Below are 17,243 nucleotides of genomic sequence, written 5' to 3'. Positions count from 1 at the left end.
AGGGGGAAAGGAATGGGACGTATCGAAGGCAAGGTGGCGATCGTGACCGGCGGCGCGCAGGGCATCGGCGCCGTCTATGCGAAGGCGCTGGCCGCCGAAGGCGCCAGGGTGGTGGTTTCAGACATCCTCGACGGCTCGGCGCTGGCCGGCGAGATCGGCGATGCGGCCCGTTTCATCAGGGCCGATATCTCCAGTCTCGACGAGATCCGGGCGATGACCGATTTCACGGTAGCGGAATTCGGCACGGTCGACATTCTAGTCAACAACGCGGCCATCTTCGCCAGCCTCACGCCGAAGCCGTTCCTGAAGATCGCGGCCGACGAGTTCGACCGGATGCTGCAGGTCAACGTCCGCGGCCAGTTCCAGTGCATCCAGACGGTTGCGCCGATCATGATGGAGAAGAAGGCCGGCAAGATTGTCAACATCGCTTCCGGCGTCGTCCATGTCGGCCCGCCGATGATGCCGCATTACACGGCTTCGAAGGGCGCAGTCTGGGTGATGACCAAATCGCTCGCCCGGGAACTCGCCGAGCACAATGTGCAGATCAACAGCCTGTGTCCGGGCTTCGTGTTGAGCGATCAGATTCTCGCCAACCCGGAAAAATGGGGCCGGTTCATGGAAATGGCGCCCCAGGCGCGGCTGATCAAAAGGGACCAGCAGCCCGAGGATCTCGTCGGTGCGCTCCTCTTCCTCGCCTCTTCGGACAGCGACTTCATGACCGGCCAGTCGATCACGATCGACGGCGGCACCACCCTGCGCTGAGCCGTCCCGATGAAGCCCTCCGAAACTGTCGGGGGAAGCGGCGCGGGGAAGGCAGGCGAAGACCTTTGCGGCCGCGTTTTTTTCAGCCTCGACAAACCAATAGTGCCATCCCGGATTTAATCCGGGATCTGGTGCCGCAAGTCGAAGTGGTGCCGGGCGACGCCGGGCCCCGGAACAAGTCCGGGCGGCACAATTGTTTTCGTCGACGAACGAAGGGCGTTTGAAGTTCTCGCCGGCTTTGTCCCGCCGTCGGAGGAATATCCGGCGCTGCAAAACTGCTGAAATTCATGAAGTATTTTCGCGCTACGCCGGGACGGTGTGCGGAATCCGTTGCATGGCCGTGTCGAACGTGTATACGCCGGTCAACGCCTCGCCGGCGCCGGACGTGATATGCAGCGCCTTGAACGCGATCAGCGCATCGGCGAAACCCGCGCCTTTCGCCGGCCCGGCTCCGCCTGCCGGCGCGGTGCTCTTGTACGCCTGCACGGCACGCCAGACCGTCTGGTTATCCTCGAAACGGATGTTCGGTTCGCTGAACAACCGTTCGAGGACAGCCGCCAGTTCGCCCTTGCCCAGTCGATACCTGCGGCCGGACAGCGTCCATACGGTTTCCGCCAAGACGACGTCCGTGATCAGCACGGTCTCGCCGGCGTCGAAGACGACGCCCGCGCGTGCCGCCTGGGCTTCGTCGTCGTACAGCAGATACCGGAGCAGGACGTTGGTATCGGCGGCGATCAAGGCTGCGGCCCGCCCAGGGCGCCCTCCAGGGATTCCTCGTCCGTGACGGCGGGATCCCCGGTTACGCCACTGAGGAAGCCCCTGGCCGCGCCGGGGGTTTTCCGGACGATGGTGATCCGTCCGTCGGCGACGAAGCTGCGGTATTCGTCCCCGGGGCCGATCCCGATTTCTCTGCACTGATCGACGGGGAGCGTAATCTGGCGCTTGGCGCTTACCCGCGGCATGGGACCGTTCCTCCCGGTAAATCCTCTTCGGATAAGATGATACCGACTTCTTTACCAATTGTCGAATGGTAAAGAATTGGCAATTGCGTACCCAGGCGACCCCGCACGGACAAGCCGTCAGTCGCCCGGCCGGAACGATTCGGGGAGAGGTGCGCGCCGGGCGAAAACCGGACCGGCGCACGATTGCGCCCCGTATGTGCCGGGGGTCGCGACTCGACGGCGGCCGGCAAGCCGTGCTTTGTTGCAGCGCCTTTCAGGGCGCCCGCCGAGGCTCGCTGCGGCGGGGATCGATCCTGCCGCCGGCCGGACCTTGCCGCGGCCATAACCGCTGCGAACCGGAAGCACGCTCGCCGGAGCACCGCATGAACGACAACGCCACGCCGCCGCCGCACACCGTCGCCCTGCCGAAGGCGTTGACGATCCCGCTTCTCACGGTGGTCAGCCTGTCGGTCTTCTCCATGATGGCGCTGGTGTTCGCCAACGTCTTCAGCCGCTATGTCCTGAACCAGCCGATCGCCGGCGCCGAGGAAGTCATCAAGTTCCTGATGGGGCTGACCATTTTCGGCGGCTTGCCGATCGTGACCTGGAACAAGAACCACATCACCGTATCACTGTTCGAGGAGTTCTTCCGCGGCCGGACCAAGCAGCTTCAGGTCTTTTTCGTCACCCTGTGTTCCGTGGTGGCGCTCGCGCTGATCTGTTACCTGATGTACCAGCAGGGCCTGCTGCTCGCCGAGGCCAAGCAGATCACCAATTATCTCGGCTGGCCGTTCGCGCCGATCGCCTATGTCATGTGCGGCTTTGCGGCGGCGACCCTGGTCATCCAGCTGCTGCTCGCCGCGTTCCTGGTGCGCGGCATCGCCACCCGGCCTGCCGGGGTGTCGATGATGTCCCAGGTCGACTGAGCGGGAGCCGGCCGCAATGGATACAACGCTCGTCGGCTTCCTGGCGCTGTTCGCGATCTGCTTTTCCGGCGTTCCGCTGGGCTACTCGCTGATCATCGTCGGGACCGTCGGCTTCGCCTATGTCCGGGGCTAAGCCGACGATGTGGGCTTCTTCCAAGCCATTGCCGAAGGCGCCGAGCCGGCCATGACCATGGCAGGGCAGCAGATCATCGATATGGGCCTGAACGACGGGCTCGCGGTGCTGCCGCTGTTCGTGCTGATGGGCGTCTTCATCCACCGCGCCGGGCTCTCTGACGGCCTCTACGCTGCCGGCAACATGGTGTTCGGCCGGGCGCCGGGCGGGCTTGCGATGGCAACCGTCGGGGCATGCGCCGGCTTCGCCGCGGTATCGGGATCGTCGCTCGCGACCGCCGCGACGATGGCCAAGGTCGCCATGCCGTCAATGAAGCGATACGGTTACGCCGACAGCCTGGCGGCCGGCTCGATCGCCGCCGGCGGCACCCTCGGCATCCTCATTCCGCCCAGCGTGCCGATGGTGATCTACGGCATCCTGACCGAAAGCGACATCGGCAAGCTGTTCATCGCCGGTGTCATCCCCGGCATCCTGCTGACCGTCCTGTATATCATTTCGATCGTGGCCGTCGTTCGACTCAAGCCCGGCCTCGCGCCGCGGTCGGAGGTCGAACGGCCGGACAATATCGTTGAACTGGTCATCAGCGTCGGCGGCGTGGTCGTCCTGTTCGCGATCATCCTGGGCGGCATCTATCTCGGCGTGTTCACCCCGTCGGAAGCCGCCGGCATCGGCGCGGCCGCCAGCCTGCTGTTTCTGCTCATGGCCCTGTACAATCGCAGGGCATTCAGCTGGCGCGCCGTCGTCGAGCCGCTGATCGAGGCCGGAATCACGACGTCGATGATTTTCGTCGTGGCGTTCGGCGCGCTGATCTTCGCCAACTTCACCAATCTCGCCGGGATGGTCGACGGCATCGTCAGCGCGATCGAATATTTCGAGCTGTCGCCGGTCGGCGTCGTCCTGGCGATGTGCGTGATCTATCTGCTGCTCGGCTGCGTGTTCGACAGCCTGGCCATGCTGCTGCTGACCATTCCGATCTTCGTCGCCGTGATCGAGCCGATGGGCGTCGACCTGATCTGGTTCGGCATCGTTGCCATCATCATCGTCGAAATCGGCCTGATCACGCCGCCGATCGGCATGAATGTCTTTGTGGTGAAGACGGTGCTTGCCGATGTCCGGATCTGGGCGATCTTCGCCGGCGTCTGGCCGTTCGTCGTGGCCAGCCTCATCGGCCTGGCGATGATCATCGCCATGCCGGAGATCGCCCTGCTGCTGCCCGGCCTGATGGGCTGAAGGAATTCGCCGGCCGCCGGGCCGGCAACAGGCGAAAAATGAGTCCCGGAAAGCGGCTTTCCGGGACTCAGGAACAGGGAGGCTTCACGTCTGGGAGGAAGCAGCGCATTGAGCGGCTGACCGCACCGAAAAACGAAACAGACGCCTTACGGTTGCAATGGACAATGCCGCGCCACGCCGCACATCCACACCGTTGATTATGCAACCGAACCGGTCGATTCAGTAGGGCCGATGCGACAAATTTGCCATGCGGCAGGTGCATGGCTGGTGCAGCCGGAAACCGGCGCACCGTGCCGGATCAGAAACGGGTTTCGGCTATCTTCCGGATCAGGAAATCGCGGAATACCGCCACGCGGGCCGATTTGCGCAAGGTTTCCGGATAGACGAAATAGGCCGTCATCGCCGGTCCGTCCGTCTCCGAGAGGACCCGCACCATGCTGGTATTGCCGTCCACCAGATAGTCGGGCAGCAGCGCCAGGCCGACGCCGCTGCGCACCGCCCGGAAAATGCCGTAGACGCTGTTGACGCGCAGGGCCGGCGTCCGCGGCCGCGAGCCGTTGGCTCCCGCCCGCAGAATCCAGTCGGCATTCACGAAGGCCGGCGCCGGGGGATGATCCGTGAATGTGATCAGCCGATGGTCGTCCAGATCGGCCGGCGTCTTCGGCATGCCGTGCCGGCGGACATAGTCCGTCGATCCGTAGACGTGATTGTGAATCGTCATCAGGGAGCGGCGGATCAGATCGGGCTGGGTCGGTTCGATCAGGCGGATCGCAACATCCGCTTCGCGCATTCCCAGGTCGAGATCGCCGTCGGCCAGAAGCAGGCTGACGTCGATATCCGGATACTTCTTCAGAAATTCGCCCATGCGCGGCGTCAGCCAGCTCGAGCCCAGTCCGGTTGGGGCGGTGACGACCAGCGGCCCCTCCGGTTTCTGCTTGCTCTCGGCAATCAGGGCCTCGGTCTCGTTCAGCCGGCCCGCCATCTCGCGAACGTTGCGGTACAGCAGTTCGCCCTGCTCGGTGAGGATCAGGCCGCGGGCGTGCCGGTTGAACAACGCCGTGTTGAGCGTCTCCTCGAGCGCGCCGATCTGCCGGCTGACGGCAGACTGGCTCAAATGCAGAACCTCGCCGGCATGGGTGAAGCTGCCGGCATCGGCAACCGCCAGAAAAACCCGTAATTTGTCCCAGTCCACCATGCCATTCCGCCCGCGGCGGTCCGACGCCGGCCCGAAGCCAGTCCGACCGCCTATTCCGCCGCCATCGGCGTCGCAGCCTCCCGTTCCGCCAGGAATTTCTCCGCATCCAGGGCCGCCATGCAGCCCAGTCCCGCGGCGGTGACCGCTTGCCGGTACACCTTGTCGACGACGTCGCCCGCGGCAAAGACGCCGGGAACGCTGGTCACGGTCGTATTGGGCTCAACCAGGATATAGCCCTCCTCGTCCATCGCCAGCTTGTCACGGAAAACCGCCGTGGCCGGGTCGTGTCCGATCGCGATGAAGATGCCGTCCACCGGCCTTTCCGCGATCTCGCCGGTCAGGACATTGCGCAGCCGGGCCGCCGTCACCCCCGGCGGATCGTCGTCGCCGATCACCTCTTCGAGCACGGTATTCCAGAGCGGCTCGATCTTCGGATTGGCGAACAGGCGATCCTGCAGGATCTTCTCCGCCCGCAATTCGTCCCGGCGATGCGCCAGCGTAACCCTGGTGGCGTGATTGGTGAGATAGATCGCTTCCTCGACGGCGGTGTTGCCGCCGCCGACCACGATCACTTCCTTGCCGCGATAGAAGAAGCCGTCGCAGGTCGCACAGGCCGAAACGCCGAAGCCCATGAATTTCTCTTCGCTCGGCAGCCCCAGCCAGCGCGCCTGGGCGCCCGTCGCGATGATCGCGGTATCGGCGAGGTAGACGTCGCCGCCGTCGCCGACGCAGCGGAACGGCCGCTGCGTGAAATCCACCGCGACGATCAGATCGTGGGTGATGGTGGTCCCGACATGCTCGGCCTGGGCCTGCATCTGCTCCATCAGCCACGGACCCTGGATCACGTCGGCGAAGCCGGGATAATTCTCGACATCCGTTGTGATCGTCAGCTGCCCGCCCGGTTGGAGCCCCATCGCCATCCGGGGCGCGAGGTTTGCACGCGCGGCATAGATTGCGGCGGTGTATCCCGCCGGGCCGGAGCCGATAATCAGAACACGGTCGTGGAAGGTCTGTGGCATTAATTGCAATCCGGGACGGGATTCTGCCGATTGCGGGAGCGGCGGCGCATCGGCAGAAAAATACGGTCGGGCCCGCCCGGAAGCAATGGCAGGGTCAACCTGAGCGCATGACGCCGCCCGCTTGCCCGCTTGCGCGCAGCCGGGCGCGAATCGCGGCGGCGGCGGCGGCGGTATCGTCCGGCGGCGCGTAGTCCCAGCGCTCCAGCGCCCCGTCGAACGGGCGGGTGTAGCCGTCCGCCTGCAAGCCGGCATGAAACCGGTCGATTCGCCGGGATGCGCCCTCCAGCGGCAGAACATAGACGGGCTTGCCCGTCGCCAGCGCTTCCGAGGTCATCGACACCGAATCCCAGGTAACGACAATGGTGTCTGCGATCGCGAGCCAGTCGAAGTACGGATTATCGCCCGAACCGTCCCAGATTTCCGCCCCTGTTCCGGCCAGCTTCCCGGCCAGGATGCGGACGATCGCCGGGTGCGTGCGGCGCGACGGCGTGAGGCGCAGGTCGATCGGGCGACGGCGGCACAGAGCGGCCAGCCGGTCGCCGAACCGGGCGGCAATCGCTTCGGTCAGCCGGTGCCGCCGGTTCGAACCGCCGATCAGCACGGTTACGGCGTGGCGGGCCGGATCCGCGCATCCGGCAGCATCGCTGCGGCCCGCTGCGAGCCGCTCGGCGGTTACCCGATGGACGGCGGCGCGGGTGACGTGGACGTTGGCGCCGTCCAGACCGTCGTGCCGCGGAGCGACAACCAGATCGAACCGGTCGCTGGGCATGTAGGGCCGCTGGATGTGCACCGACAGGGTGGCGCCGCCGCTGCGCTTCCGGACCGCCAGGTTGGGCGCCGCCGCCCGCCGCCCGCAACTGATCAGGACGTCCGGCCACGGCGGTTCGAGCAAATCGCCGTTGCGGCCGAGCGCCGTCAGCGGCGCCGGCCAGAGGGCGGGAGACAGCCAGCGCCAGGGCGCGCGGACTGCGATTCGCTTGACGACGACAGCGCCGGGGCCGCTGCCGACCAGCGCTTCCGCCACGCCGCGCGCCTGGTTTTCCGTCCCGATATGTCCTTCGGTCACCGCCCAGACGGTGAGCGGCTGCGTCATCGCCGGCCCGCTTTCACAATTGCGAATGATTCGGAAATCATTGAAACTTTATTGCGTGTCTGGCATTGGACAGGCAATCCCGGCGTAAAAACCGATTGTCACAGCGAAATTTTCTGAAACGGCCCCGAATGCGGGGCGGCTGAACCCGGGGAGGAGAACGACCGTCCATGCCAGCACGCCTGACGACAGCAAGCGGCAAGCGGGTTCGCCTCGACGCCATCGACCTGAAGATTTTGCGCGATCTCCAGGAGCATGGCCGGATGACCAATGTCGAGTTGGCGCGGCGCGCGGGTATCTCCGCACCGCCCTGCCTGCGCCGGGTCCGCGCGTTGGAGGAAGCCGGTTATATCCGCGGTTACCACGCCCAGGTCGACCAGGAGGCCCTGGGCTTCGAAGTGTTGTTCTTCGTTCTGGTCGGCCTGGACAGCCAGGCCCAGGAAGTGCTGAGCGCCTTCGAGGATGAAATGGCCAATTGGCGCGAGGTGCGCGAATGCCACATGGTGCGCGGCGCCGGCGATTTCCTGCTCAAGATCGTGGCGCGCAACACCGCGCACGAGAACGAGGTCACGACGCGGCTGACCTCCGCCCGCCATGTCACGACCGTCCAGTCGATCCAGGTCATCCGGAGCGGCAAGAACCGGCCCGGCGTGCCGGTCGATATGGAATAGCCTGATCGCGATTTGCGTCGATCGCTAACGCGCCCGGGCAATTCCGCGCTATTGCGCCTCCGCCCGCTCGATAACCGGCCCGAACGCTTGCGGTTCGCCGCCGCTGTCGGCATAGCCGCCGCCGCTCCGCCGGCCCCTGACGTGGTTGTAGAGCCGCGTGTTTGCGTGGCCGCTGGGGCACAGCCCCTTGCGCGCCTGGTAGCGCTGGATCGCCCGGCGGCTTTTCTCGCCAAGGATGCCGTCGGCCCTGAGGCGGCCATAGCCCATGCGGGTCAACCGGCGTTGCAGGTCGGCACGCTCCCGTTTTGTGAGGGCATAGTCGCGCCGCGGCCAGGGTTTGCGTATCCGGAACCGGTTCTCGATCTTCTCTGCCAGCACGGCAACGGCAAAGGCGTATTCGATCAGGTTGTTGTAGCGCATGATGGCGCGGAAATTTCTCGTCAGCAGGAATGCCGGTCCGCGGCAGCCGGCCGGCAAAAAGACCGAGGCTGTTTCCCGGCTCCGCGGCAGGGCGCCGCCGTCGATCCGGCGGACGCCGGCCCGACGCCAGTAGTTCAGGGGACGCCGGTTGTAGAACCCCGTCCGGATAACGCGCAGGCGGCGCGGCAGGCGCACTTCGTAGATCGCGCTGTTTATCCGGGTATCCCAGCCGCCGCGCTTGATGCTGTAGTTCGCCATGGAGGCCAGCACGTCGGCCTTGCTCCGCCAGATGTCGCGCCGGCCGTCGCCATTGTGATCGACGGCATAGTAGATGTAGGCAGACGGCATGAATTGCGTCTGGCCCATGGCGCCGGCGGCGCTGCCGTACATCCGGCTGAGACGCGCGAAGCCGCGGTCGGCGATCATGAGCGCGCCGAGCAGTTCGCTCGAGAAGAAGCGCCGGCGATTGCTGCGATAGCCGAGTTTGGCGAGGGTCGGCACGACGCGGTGGCGCCCGGTGACGGCGCCGTATCTGGATTCGATGCCCCAGAAGGCGACCAGGTAGTGCGCAGGAACGCGATACCGCCGCTCGATCTGCCTGAGCAGGCGGCGATAGCGTTTCCGCATGCTCCGGCCCTTGCGAACTAGGTCCGGAGTCACGCGGTAAGCCAGATAGTCGCGCACGGCGTTGCCGCTGCGCCGCCGGGCCAGCAGGACGCCGTCGGCGCCGGTTGCGTCGGCGATCTGCTCCCGCAGTTCGATGCCGTCCGCTTCGGCATAGTCCGAAACCCCGACGTTGCGGTTGTTCAACCGGCCGAGACCCGCGTGGAGCGTCGAACTCCGGATGCCGCAACGGCGCCCGATTTTCTTCGCCTTGCTCAGGTAACCGTCGAAGCTGCCCGAATAGCGGTAGAGCGCGGAAACCTTGTTCAGACAGGCCCGGTATTGCGCCGACGCATCCTTGCCGGAGCCCCAGTTTCCGCCGCCGCATGCAGCGAGCATGCCGCCGGCAATGGATAGAAGCGCGAGGTTTCGAACCGGCCGCCACGACCCGGCGGGCCGGTTCCAGCGATGAAGGAACAGCATCTCGACCTACCCTCTGTCAGCGATCCGCCGGCGCCCGGCGCCGCGGATCGACCGTCTGCTCTCTCTTCACCCCGCCGCTTACCGGTGAGCGGCCTCGCGGACCGCTTCCAGCAATGCATGGTTGGCGTAACCGTCGGCCGGTTTGCCGGCGCTTTTCTGGAAGGCCCGTATCGCCTTCCTGGTTTCCGGGCCGACCTTTCCGTCGACCGGGCCCGGATCGTAGCCGAGCGCCATCAGCTTTCGTTGCAACTCCGCCTTTTCGGAGCGCGACAACAGGCGGTCCGCTGCGGGCCAGCGGGCGACCAGCCTGCCCTGCCCTTCCAGCCGTTCGGCAAACAGGCCTACCGTCAGCGCATAGGCCGCTGCATTGTTGTAGCGAAGGATGGCGCGGTAATTCTGCGTAACGAGAAAGACCGGTCCGCTCCAGCCGGCCGGCACGATCAGGCTGGCCGGCCGGTCGATCTCCGGGATCGGCCGGCCGTCGGCGCGCCGGACGCCCAGGGCGCGCCATTCGGCGACGGTCCGGCTCTCCCCGATATGGGCCCGGCCGAGGTCGAACCCCTCCGGCAGCTTCGCTTCCCAGCCGAACGGCAGGCCCGGCTGCCAGCCGGATTTCCTCAGATAGCTGGCCGTCGAGGCGAAAACGTCCGGCAGACTGCGCCACAGGTCGCGCCGCCCGTCGCCGTCGAAATCGACCGCATGGTCGAGAAACGTGGTCGGAATAAACTGGGTATGGCCCATCGCGCCGGCCCACGAGCCGACCAGCCGGTCGAGCGGCGCGTGGCCGCGGTCGACGATTTGCAACGCGCCGAACAACTGCCGGCGCCAGAAGCGCCGGCGCTTCGGCGTGCCGGCATAGGCCAGCGTCGCCAGGGTCTCGATCACCGGGAAGGCGCCGAAATTCGCCCCATAGTCGGATTCCAGCCGCCAGATCGCCAGAAGATAACGCGCGGGTACGCCGTAAGCCGCTTCGATCCTGGCAAGCAGGGCGGCGTGCTGCCGGCGTTTTTCCCGGCCGGCGGCCAGCGCCTTTTTGCCGGTCAGCGCGGCGACATAGGCGCCGACCGGCGTAACGAATTCCGGCTGGCGCGCCTCCAGTTCCAGGGCCCGCCGGTTCAGGCGCAGTCCGTCGAGCGCTGCGGTCAGCGTGGCTTCGCCGATCCGTCTGGTACGCGCTTCGGTCTTGAGCCCGGCGATCCATGCGGCGAATGACGGACGGGAAGCCGGCCCCTTGGGGGGATTCGGTCCCGGAGCGGGCCGATCCGCAGCCGTAGCCCGGGCCAGAACCTCCGGCGTGCCGGCAAGCGTTAAGGCAGCATTCGCGACCGTGAATACTGCCGCGATAGCTGCGAAAGCGCCGACTTGTCTCAACACCTTTCCCATCCGGATTGCCCTCCGACACCGGAAATAGGAGTTTCATTTCGTTATTCTACACCAATTCTTGAAAAATCCAAAACTGGTTTACAGCGCTATTTCAGGAACATGAGCGGCGATCTTGAGACATTGGGAATCCCGGCGCGGCCTTTTCGGTGCAGCCATGGCCGGCCCGGCATCTCCCGACGCAACCCGGAAACGCTTCCACGCCCGCGCCCGGTGCCGTCCGTTACTGCCCGCTACTGGCCGCTACTGGCCGCTACTGGCCGCTACAGGCCGTAATACAGCGGAAGGACAACGCTCACCGTCGCCCACACGAAGAGCAGCATCGGCAGACCGGCGCGCACGAAGTCCTGGAAGCGGTAGCCTGCCGGGCCCATCACCAGCAGGTTGGTCTGATAGCCCATCGGCGTTGCGAACGCGCAGTTGGCGCCGAAGACCACGGCCACCGCGAACGGCTCCACCGGCGCGCCCAGCCCGAGCGCCAGCGAGACCGCGATCGGTGTGAACAGGACCGCTACCGCCTTGGTGCCGACCAGGTTGGCCAGAACCGCGACCAGCAGGAAGAAGGCGGACAGCACGACCGGCACCGGCGATCCCGCCAGGGCGTCGGCCAGCAGGTCGGACAGGATCTCCGCGCCGCCGGTCGCCTGCAGCGCCTTGCCCAGCGCCAGGGCGGCGGCGATCACCAGCACCAGATCGGCCCCGATGGCGCGCGCCGCCTGGCGCAGGGTCATGACCCCCGTCGCCAGCATCGCGGCAGCGCCGGCCAGCGCGCCGATCTCGATCGGCAGGATATCCAGCGCCGCGAGCCCGACCACGGTGCCGAAAATCGCCAGCGCGCGCCAGGCTTCGGGCGCCGACGGCACCTCGCTCGCCGACCATTCGATCGGCAGGATGCCGGGCCTGCCGCGCAGCGCCGCCTTCGCCTCGGTGGTGCCCTGCACCAGCAACACGTCGCCGGCGGCAAGCGGCAGGTCGGTGATCGGCCGGTGCATGCGTGCGGCCCGGCGCTGCACGCCGACGACGACGCAGTTGTAGCGATAGCGGAATCCGATCTGCTCCAGCGTCCGGCCGATCAGCTCCGATCCCGGCGTGACCAGGACCTCGCCGAGCAATTGCCGGCCGCGCAGCCAGGGCGGCTTGCCGTGGGTCTCATCCTCGCGTGCCGCCCAGGCGTCGCCGAGGGACGGATGCAGCAGATCCATCTGGCCGCGCACGGCCTTCGTCAGGGCCGCCCGCGTGGCGCTCACGATCAGGATGTCGCCGGGCTGCAGTGCTGCATCCTCTTCGAAAGGCGGCAGCAGGCTCGCATCGCCGCGCTGGATGGCGTGGACGGTGACATCGGCAATTTGCGGAAAGAAGCCGCCGGCCGGCCGGAGCCCGGCCAGCGGCCGGTCCCGGACCACGTCGATCTGGGCGAGGAACTGGCGGCCGGTCGCCGGGGCCGCGTCGTCGCCGACGCTGCGGTCCGGCAGCAGGCGCCGGACGACCAGCAGCGCGAAGAGCAGGCCGGGCAGGGCCACGGCGAGACCCGGCACGGTGAAATCGAAGAAGCCGAAGCCGGGCTGGCCGAGATCGGTCAGCAGGCCGGAAACCAGCAGGTTGGTGCTCGATCCGATCAGGGTCGTCATCCCGCCGAGGATCGACGCGAAGCTCAGGATCATCAGGGAGCGGCTGGGCGCCGTGCCGCCGCGGTTGGCGAAGGCCTGGAGGATCGGGATGAAGATGACGACGACGGGCACGTTGTTGAGCACGCCGCTGACCAGCAGCACGGCCAGCAGGGACAGGCACAGCGCGACTTCGGAGCGCCCGCCGGCGGCGCCGAGCAGCGCCCGTGCGCCGTGGTCGAGCGCGCCGGTCTGCGCCAGGCCCTGCCCGATGATGATGAGTCCCAGAAGGGCGATCAGGGCCGGGTTCGCGAAACCGGCCAGCAATTCGGCCGGGCCCAGCGCGTTGCGGCCGCCGGCGCCGGCTTCCGGGAAAATGTGGAACGCCAGGAGGAGCAGGCAGATGACGGTCAGCGACGCCAGCTCCATCGACACCCTGGGGGCGGCATAGAGGATCAGCGCCACGACGATCGCGCCGAAGGCCAGGACCGGCCCGATTTCGCCCTCGATCATGCCGAACCCAAGTCCATCGCACGCCCCTGCCCTGTCTGCCGCCGCGGTCGCCGGGAACAGGATAGCCCGGCGCCCGCCGCCGCAGCTACAACGTCATCAGATCCTCGCCGATGGCCAGCGGCCCGGCATAGTCGCGGCGGATGATCTCCCTCAGTTCGTGCGGTTCGGACTCCGGCAGCATGTGGGTCGTGACCAGCAATCCCGGCGCGGCGTCCCGCGCGACGAGGCCGAGCCGCTCCGGCGACGTATGCGCCAATGGCGTGTGGCTGTGGTCGATCTGCGGCGAGATCCATTTGTCGTACTGCACGCACTCGTGGATCAGGATATCCGCCCGGTGCGCGTGCCGGATCAGGTTTTCGCACGGGCTGGTGTCGCCCGAGAGCACGATCCGCCGGTCCCGCGTTTCGAAGCGGTAGCCGAACGCCTGTTCGAGCGGATAGTGGGCGACGTCGAACGCAGTGACCGCGACCCCGTCTACGTCCAGCGCCGGGCCTTCGGTCAGTTCGCGGACCCGGATGTCGGGCATTTCCCGGGGCACCTTCCGGATCCGCATCCGCAGTTCGAGATCCGGGCGCAGGAGTTCCAGCAACTGTCCGACCATCGTCCGGGTGCCTTCGGGCCCGTAGATGTGCCAGGGCCGGTCGTCGCTCATCATCCAGCGGGTGACGATGAAATGGCCCAGGTCGATGAAGTGGTCCGAATGGAGATGGGTGATGAACAGATGGTCGACCTCGTTGGGCATCAGGCCCAGCTCGACCATCCGGTGGACGATGCCGGAGCCGCAATCGACGACGAAGTTGCGCGCGCCGGCCCGCACCGCGTAGCCCGGCCCGCACCGCTTCGGGTTGGGGAACGGCAATCCGGTGCCCAGGAGGCTGACCTGCATCTTCGACTCCGTCGGGGATGCCCTGCGCGAAGGCTAGAGAAAATCCCGCAGCATGGCGACCAGCGGCGCGTCGGCCGGTGGCATGGGATAGTCGCCGAGGCGCATCGGCCGGACCCATTTTATCGCCCCGTGCTCGCGCGGCGCCGGCTCGCCCAGCCATTTCCGGCAGATGTAGAGCGGCATGAGCAGGTGGAAATCCGCATAGGCGTGGGAGGCGAAACTGAACGGCGCAAGGCAGCTTTCCGAAGTATCGATGCCCAGCTCTTCGCGCACCTCGCGGATCAGGGCCGCTTCCGGCGTTTCGCCGGGCTCGACCTTGCCGCCCGGAAACTCCCACAGGCCGGCCATGTCCTTGCCCGCCGGCCGCTGCGCGATCAGGACCCGGTTGTCGATGTCGACCAGGGCGATGGCCGCAACGAACACGACCGGGCGGCCCGGCGCTTCCGCCGGCGCCGTGCTTTCGCCGGGATCGCAGCCGGCCGGTACGGGAAACGCGGCGGCCCTAGCTTCGGTAGTCGGCATTGATGCTGATGTAGCCGTGGGTCAGGTCGCAGGTCCACACGGTCGCCCTGCCGCGCCCGATGCCGATATCGACGTCGATATCGATCTCCGCCCCTTTCATATGCCGGGCGACCGGCGTCTCGTCGTAGCCGGGCGCGAGCTGGCCGTTTTCCGTGATGGTAACGCCGCCGATGGCGATCGACAGGCGGTCGCGATCCGCTTTCTCGCCGGCCTTGCCGACCGCCATGACGATCCGGCCCCAGTTGGCGTCCTCGCCGGCGATCGCCGTCTTGACCAGGGGCGAGTTGGCGATGGTCAGACCGATGCGCCGCGCCGCCCGGGCGGAGGCCGCGCCGCTCACATTCACGGTCACGAACTTGCTCGCCCCCTCGCCGTCGCGCACGATCTGCTGGGCAAGGTCGATCATGACCGAATCCAGCGCGCGCTCGAAATCCCGGACGGCCCGGAGGTCCGCGGGCGGCGCGTTGCCGGCGGCGCCGGTGGCGCACAGCAGCACGGTATCCGAGGTCGAGGTGTCGCCGTCGACCGTGATCGCGTTGAACGACCGGTCGTTCGACCGCGCCAGCAGTTTCTGGAGCAGCGGCGCCGGGATGTCGGCGTCGGTGAAGACGAAGCCCAGCATGGTCGCCATGTCCGGCGCGATCATGCCGCTGCCCTTGGCGAAGCCGGCGATGCTGACCGGCGTGCCGCCGATCGAAGTCTGCGCGCCGGCGCCCTTGGGGAAGGTGTCGGTCGTCATGATCGCTTCGGCCGCGTCCCGCCAGGCGCCGGCGCTCAGATGGCGCGCCAGTCCGGGCAGGCAATCGCCGATATGGTCCGGCCCGACCGGAACGCCGATCACCCCGGTCGAGGCCAGGAACACCTCGCGCTCGGCGCAGCCGAACAGGGCGGCGGCGGCCTCGGCGGTCCGTTCCGCCGTTGTATCGCCCGCCTTGCCGGTAAAGGCGTTGGCATTGCCGGAATTGCACACGATCGCCCGGGCCCGGCCGCCCGGCAGCGCGGCCCGACACCAGTCGACCGGCGCCGACTGACATTGCGAGCGGGTGAAGACCCCGGCAACGGTTGTGCCCGGCGCCAACTCGGCGAGCATCAGATCCTTGGCGCCGCTGCGTTTCAGGCCGCAGGCGCGGCCGGCGATCTGCACGCCGCCGACCGCCGGCAGGTCCGGAAACCGCTCCGGCGCGAGCGGCGATTTTTCAAGAGCCATATTGCGATTTGCGGCCCGTCTCCGGTTGCGTTTCCCGGCCCGGCCGCAGGCGAACGCGGCAGCGCCGGACGGCGCGGAGACGGTCTACACCGATCCAGTCCTACTGTTTCTTTTCTTGCCCGTCTTCTTTCCGGGCCGGCGCCGCATCGTCAAGCGGCTTTCCGTCCGGGCCGAATCGGACGACGCTGGCCGATTTTTGCAGCCGTTCGATCTCCGCAACCGCCAGCTTCCGGCCCAGTTCCGCCTTGAGCTCGGCCCGCTTCGCCTCGAACGGCGGCGGCGGCTTGCGGCGGCGGTCTTCGAGCAGGATGACGTGCCAGCCGAACTGGGTCTTCACCGGAACGCCGGTATACGCGCCTTTCTTCAAGGCGAACGCGGCGTCGGCGAACGGCTTGACCATCTGGCCCCTGGCGAACCAGCCGAGATCGCCGCCGCCGGCCTTCGACGGGCCGATCGATGTCGTCCGGGCGAGTTCTGCAAACTTGCCGCCTTTCTCCAGGGCCTCGATGACCGCCATCGCCTCCTTCTTGGTCTTGACCAGAATATGCCGGGCCTTCGCTTCTTCCTCGCCGCGATGGCCGGCGGCGAATTCCTTGTAGGCCCTGGCGAGATGGTCCTCGGTGACGGCCTTGTCGATATGGTCCTCCAGGTAGGCCTGCTGCAGCACCCGGTCGGCCAGGGCGCGCAGCCTGCGTTCGATGGGCGGGGACTTGTCCAGCCCGTCGGCCCGCGCCTTCGCGGCCAGAAGCTTGATCTGGACGACCTGCTCGAGCAGCGGCTGGTAGATTTGATCCAGGGGGATCTTCCGGATCTGCTCCGGCAGGTCGGCATGGAGCGCCCGCAGATCGGACAGCATCACCTTTTCGCCGTTGACGGTGGCGACGACCGGGTCCTTGGCCGGCGTCGACGACTGTGCCTGCACAGGCGCACCGGATTGCACGGCAAGCGGCAAAGCCAGTGCCAGCGCCGCAGCGGCGGCGCGCAGGGGAATGGCGGGGAACATTGCGGGGAATCTCCGGTATCGCGCGTTATGCGGGTGGTATCACCGATCCCCGCGCTGCGATAGGCGAAACCCACCGGACGCCCCTGACGCGGGAGCGTCATGAAGTGTCATGATTTGTCATGCCGCTCCTTTCCGGCTTGCTGCCGTTGCTTCGACCGAACTCCCCCCGACCGTCATTTCGACCGAGCGCCCCCAACCGTCATTTCGACCGTAGCCCCGGACTTGTCCGGGGCGAAGCGGAGAAATCTTTCGCCCGCGATGCCGGGGCCGGAGCGCCGGCGCGGAAAGATTTCTCCACTCCGCCGTCCTCCGGACGGCTCCGGTCGAAATGACGGGGGAAGGGGCTGGCGCCCCGCCCGTCGAAAGGACGGTCGGGGCAAGGACGGGCAGGAGTGTCATGAAATGTCATGCGCCGCCCCGTTCGGCTTGCCGCCGCCGCCGCTTTCCGGGCGCGCCGCCGGGGCCGTCCTCCGGCTTCCCTTCCTCCGCCGGCCCGTCCTCCGGCTTCCCTTTCTCCGCCGGCCGGCCTCCGGCTTCCCGTCCTGTTCCGCTGCCTGCTCCCCTGCCTGCTCAGGACCGTCCTCATCCGGATCGTCCCGCTCCGGGTCGTCCTGCGCCGACACGAACGGGTCCTCGTGGGGCGGGGCGTCCGGCC

The 17,243-nt window shown here is 67.1% G+C and carries 16 protein-coding genes; 4 read left to right on the top strand and 12 right to left on the bottom strand.

Features of this window, described 5'->3' with window-relative positions:
• Window positions 1–12 precede the first annotated feature (12 nt).
• Window positions 13–762, top strand: coding sequence for a glucose 1-dehydrogenase (locus tag OXM58_18825; protein MDE0150417.1), 750 nt, complete (start codon window positions 13–15; stop codon window positions 760–762).
• 303 nt (window positions 763–1,065) lie between these two features.
• Here OXM58_18825 and OXM58_18820 read toward each other — a convergent pair whose 3' ends face one another.
• A complete protein-coding gene (locus tag OXM58_18820; GenBank protein MDE0150416.1) occupies window positions 1,066–1,500 on the bottom strand; it encodes a type II toxin-antitoxin system VapC family toxin in 435 nt (144 codons plus the stop codon).
• Window positions 1,497–1,724 carry an AbrB/MazE/SpoVT family DNA-binding domain-containing protein gene (locus OXM58_18815; protein MDE0150415.1) on the bottom strand — a complete coding sequence of 76 codons (228 nt, stop codon included), beginning with the start codon at window positions 1,722–1,724 and terminating at the stop codon, window positions 1,497–1,499. Before OXM58_18815 ends, OXM58_18820 begins: the two co-directional genes overlap by 4 nt.
• Before the next feature lie 362 nt (window positions 1,725–2,086).
• On the opposite strand from OXM58_18815, the gene OXM58_18810 reads away from it, so the two are divergent.
• Window positions 2,087–2,629 (top strand): TRAP transporter small permease, encoded by a 543-nt coding sequence (locus OXM58_18810; GenBank protein MDE0150414.1) that lies wholly within the window; start codon window positions 2,087–2,089, stop codon window positions 2,627–2,629.
• 142 nt (window positions 2,630–2,771) lie between these two features.
• Window positions 2,772–3,992 (top strand): TRAP transporter large permease, encoded by a 1,221-nt coding sequence (locus OXM58_18805; protein ID MDE0150413.1) that lies wholly within the window; start codon window positions 2,772–2,774, stop codon window positions 3,990–3,992.
• A 298-nt stretch (window positions 3,993–4,290) separates the two neighbouring features.
• On the opposite strand, the gene OXM58_18800 is transcribed toward OXM58_18805, so the two are convergent.
• The 3 genes from OXM58_18800 to OXM58_18790 all read right to left on the bottom strand — a co-directional run bounded on the left by OXM58_18800 (window position 4,291) and on the right by OXM58_18790 (window position 7,299).
• Window positions 4,291–5,184 (bottom strand): LysR family transcriptional regulator, encoded by an 894-nt coding sequence (locus tag OXM58_18800; GenBank protein ID MDE0150412.1) that lies wholly within the window; start codon window positions 5,182–5,184, stop codon window positions 4,291–4,293.
• A 53-nt stretch (window positions 5,185–5,237) separates the two neighbouring features.
• The gene (gene trxB, locus OXM58_18795; GenBank protein MDE0150411.1) at window positions 5,238–6,206 is read right to left on the bottom strand and encodes a thioredoxin-disulfide reductase; all 969 of its coding nucleotides are present in this window, start codon (window positions 6,204–6,206) and stop codon (window positions 5,238–5,240) included.
• 94 nt (window positions 6,207–6,300) lie between these two features.
• Complete coding sequence (locus OXM58_18790) at window positions 6,301–7,299, bottom strand: mitochondrial fission ELM1 family protein (GenBank protein MDE0150410.1); 999 nt, start codon at window positions 7,297–7,299, stop codon at window positions 6,301–6,303.
• Between the two features lie 167 nt (window positions 7,300–7,466).
• Between OXM58_18790 and OXM58_18785 the strand changes: the two genes are divergently transcribed.
• Window positions 7,467–7,967 (top strand): Lrp/AsnC family transcriptional regulator, encoded by a 501-nt coding sequence (locus tag OXM58_18785; protein ID MDE0150409.1) that lies wholly within the window; start codon window positions 7,467–7,469, stop codon window positions 7,965–7,967.
• Between the two features lie 48 nt (window positions 7,968–8,015).
• Here OXM58_18785 and OXM58_18780 read toward each other — a convergent pair whose 3' ends face one another.
• From OXM58_18780 to OXM58_18750, 7 genes are all read right to left on the bottom strand, one after another.
• Window positions 8,016–9,473, bottom strand: a complete 1,458-nt coding sequence (locus tag OXM58_18780) for a lytic murein transglycosylase (protein MDE0150408.1) — start codon at window positions 9,471–9,473, stop codon at window positions 8,016–8,018.
• 78 nt (window positions 9,474–9,551) lie between these two features.
• Entirely contained in the window at window positions 9,552–10,847 is a 1,296-nt protein-coding gene (locus OXM58_18775; protein ID MDE0150407.1) for a lytic murein transglycosylase, read from the bottom strand.
• 269 nt (window positions 10,848–11,116) lie between these two features.
• Window positions 11,117–12,970, bottom strand: coding sequence for an SLC13 family permease (locus tag OXM58_18770; protein MDE0150406.1), 1,854 nt, complete (start codon window positions 12,968–12,970; stop codon window positions 11,117–11,119).
• Window positions 12,971–13,055: 85 nt separating this feature from the next.
• The gene (locus OXM58_18765; GenBank protein MDE0150405.1) at window positions 13,056–13,856 is read right to left on the bottom strand and encodes an MBL fold metallo-hydrolase; all 801 of its coding nucleotides are present in this window, start codon (window positions 13,854–13,856) and stop codon (window positions 13,056–13,058) included.
• 33 nt (window positions 13,857–13,889) lie between these two features.
• Window positions 13,890–14,378 (bottom strand): 8-oxo-dGTP diphosphatase MutT, encoded by a 489-nt coding sequence (mutT, locus tag OXM58_18760; GenBank protein MDE0150404.1) that lies wholly within the window; start codon window positions 14,376–14,378, stop codon window positions 13,890–13,892.
• Window positions 14,359–15,585 carry a bifunctional glutamate N-acetyltransferase/amino-acid acetyltransferase ArgJ gene (argJ, locus tag OXM58_18755; protein MDE0150403.1) on the bottom strand — a complete coding sequence of 409 codons (1,227 nt, stop codon included), beginning with the start codon at window positions 15,583–15,585 and terminating at the stop codon, window positions 14,359–14,361. Before argJ ends, mutT begins: the two co-directional genes overlap by 20 nt.
• A 100-nt stretch (window positions 15,586–15,685) precedes the next feature.
• Entirely contained in the window at window positions 15,686–16,588 is a 903-nt protein-coding gene (locus OXM58_18750; protein ID MDE0150402.1) for a peptidylprolyl isomerase, read from the bottom strand.
• Between the last annotated feature and the right edge of the window lie 655 nt (window positions 16,589–17,243).

The sequence above is a fragment of the Rhodospirillaceae bacterium genome (assembly GCA_028819475.1).
GTDB lineage: Bacteria > Pseudomonadota > Alphaproteobacteria > Bin65 > Bin65 > Bin65.
Note: the sequence above shows the minus strand (reverse complement) of the source record. Positions and strands in the feature narration are given on the sequence as shown.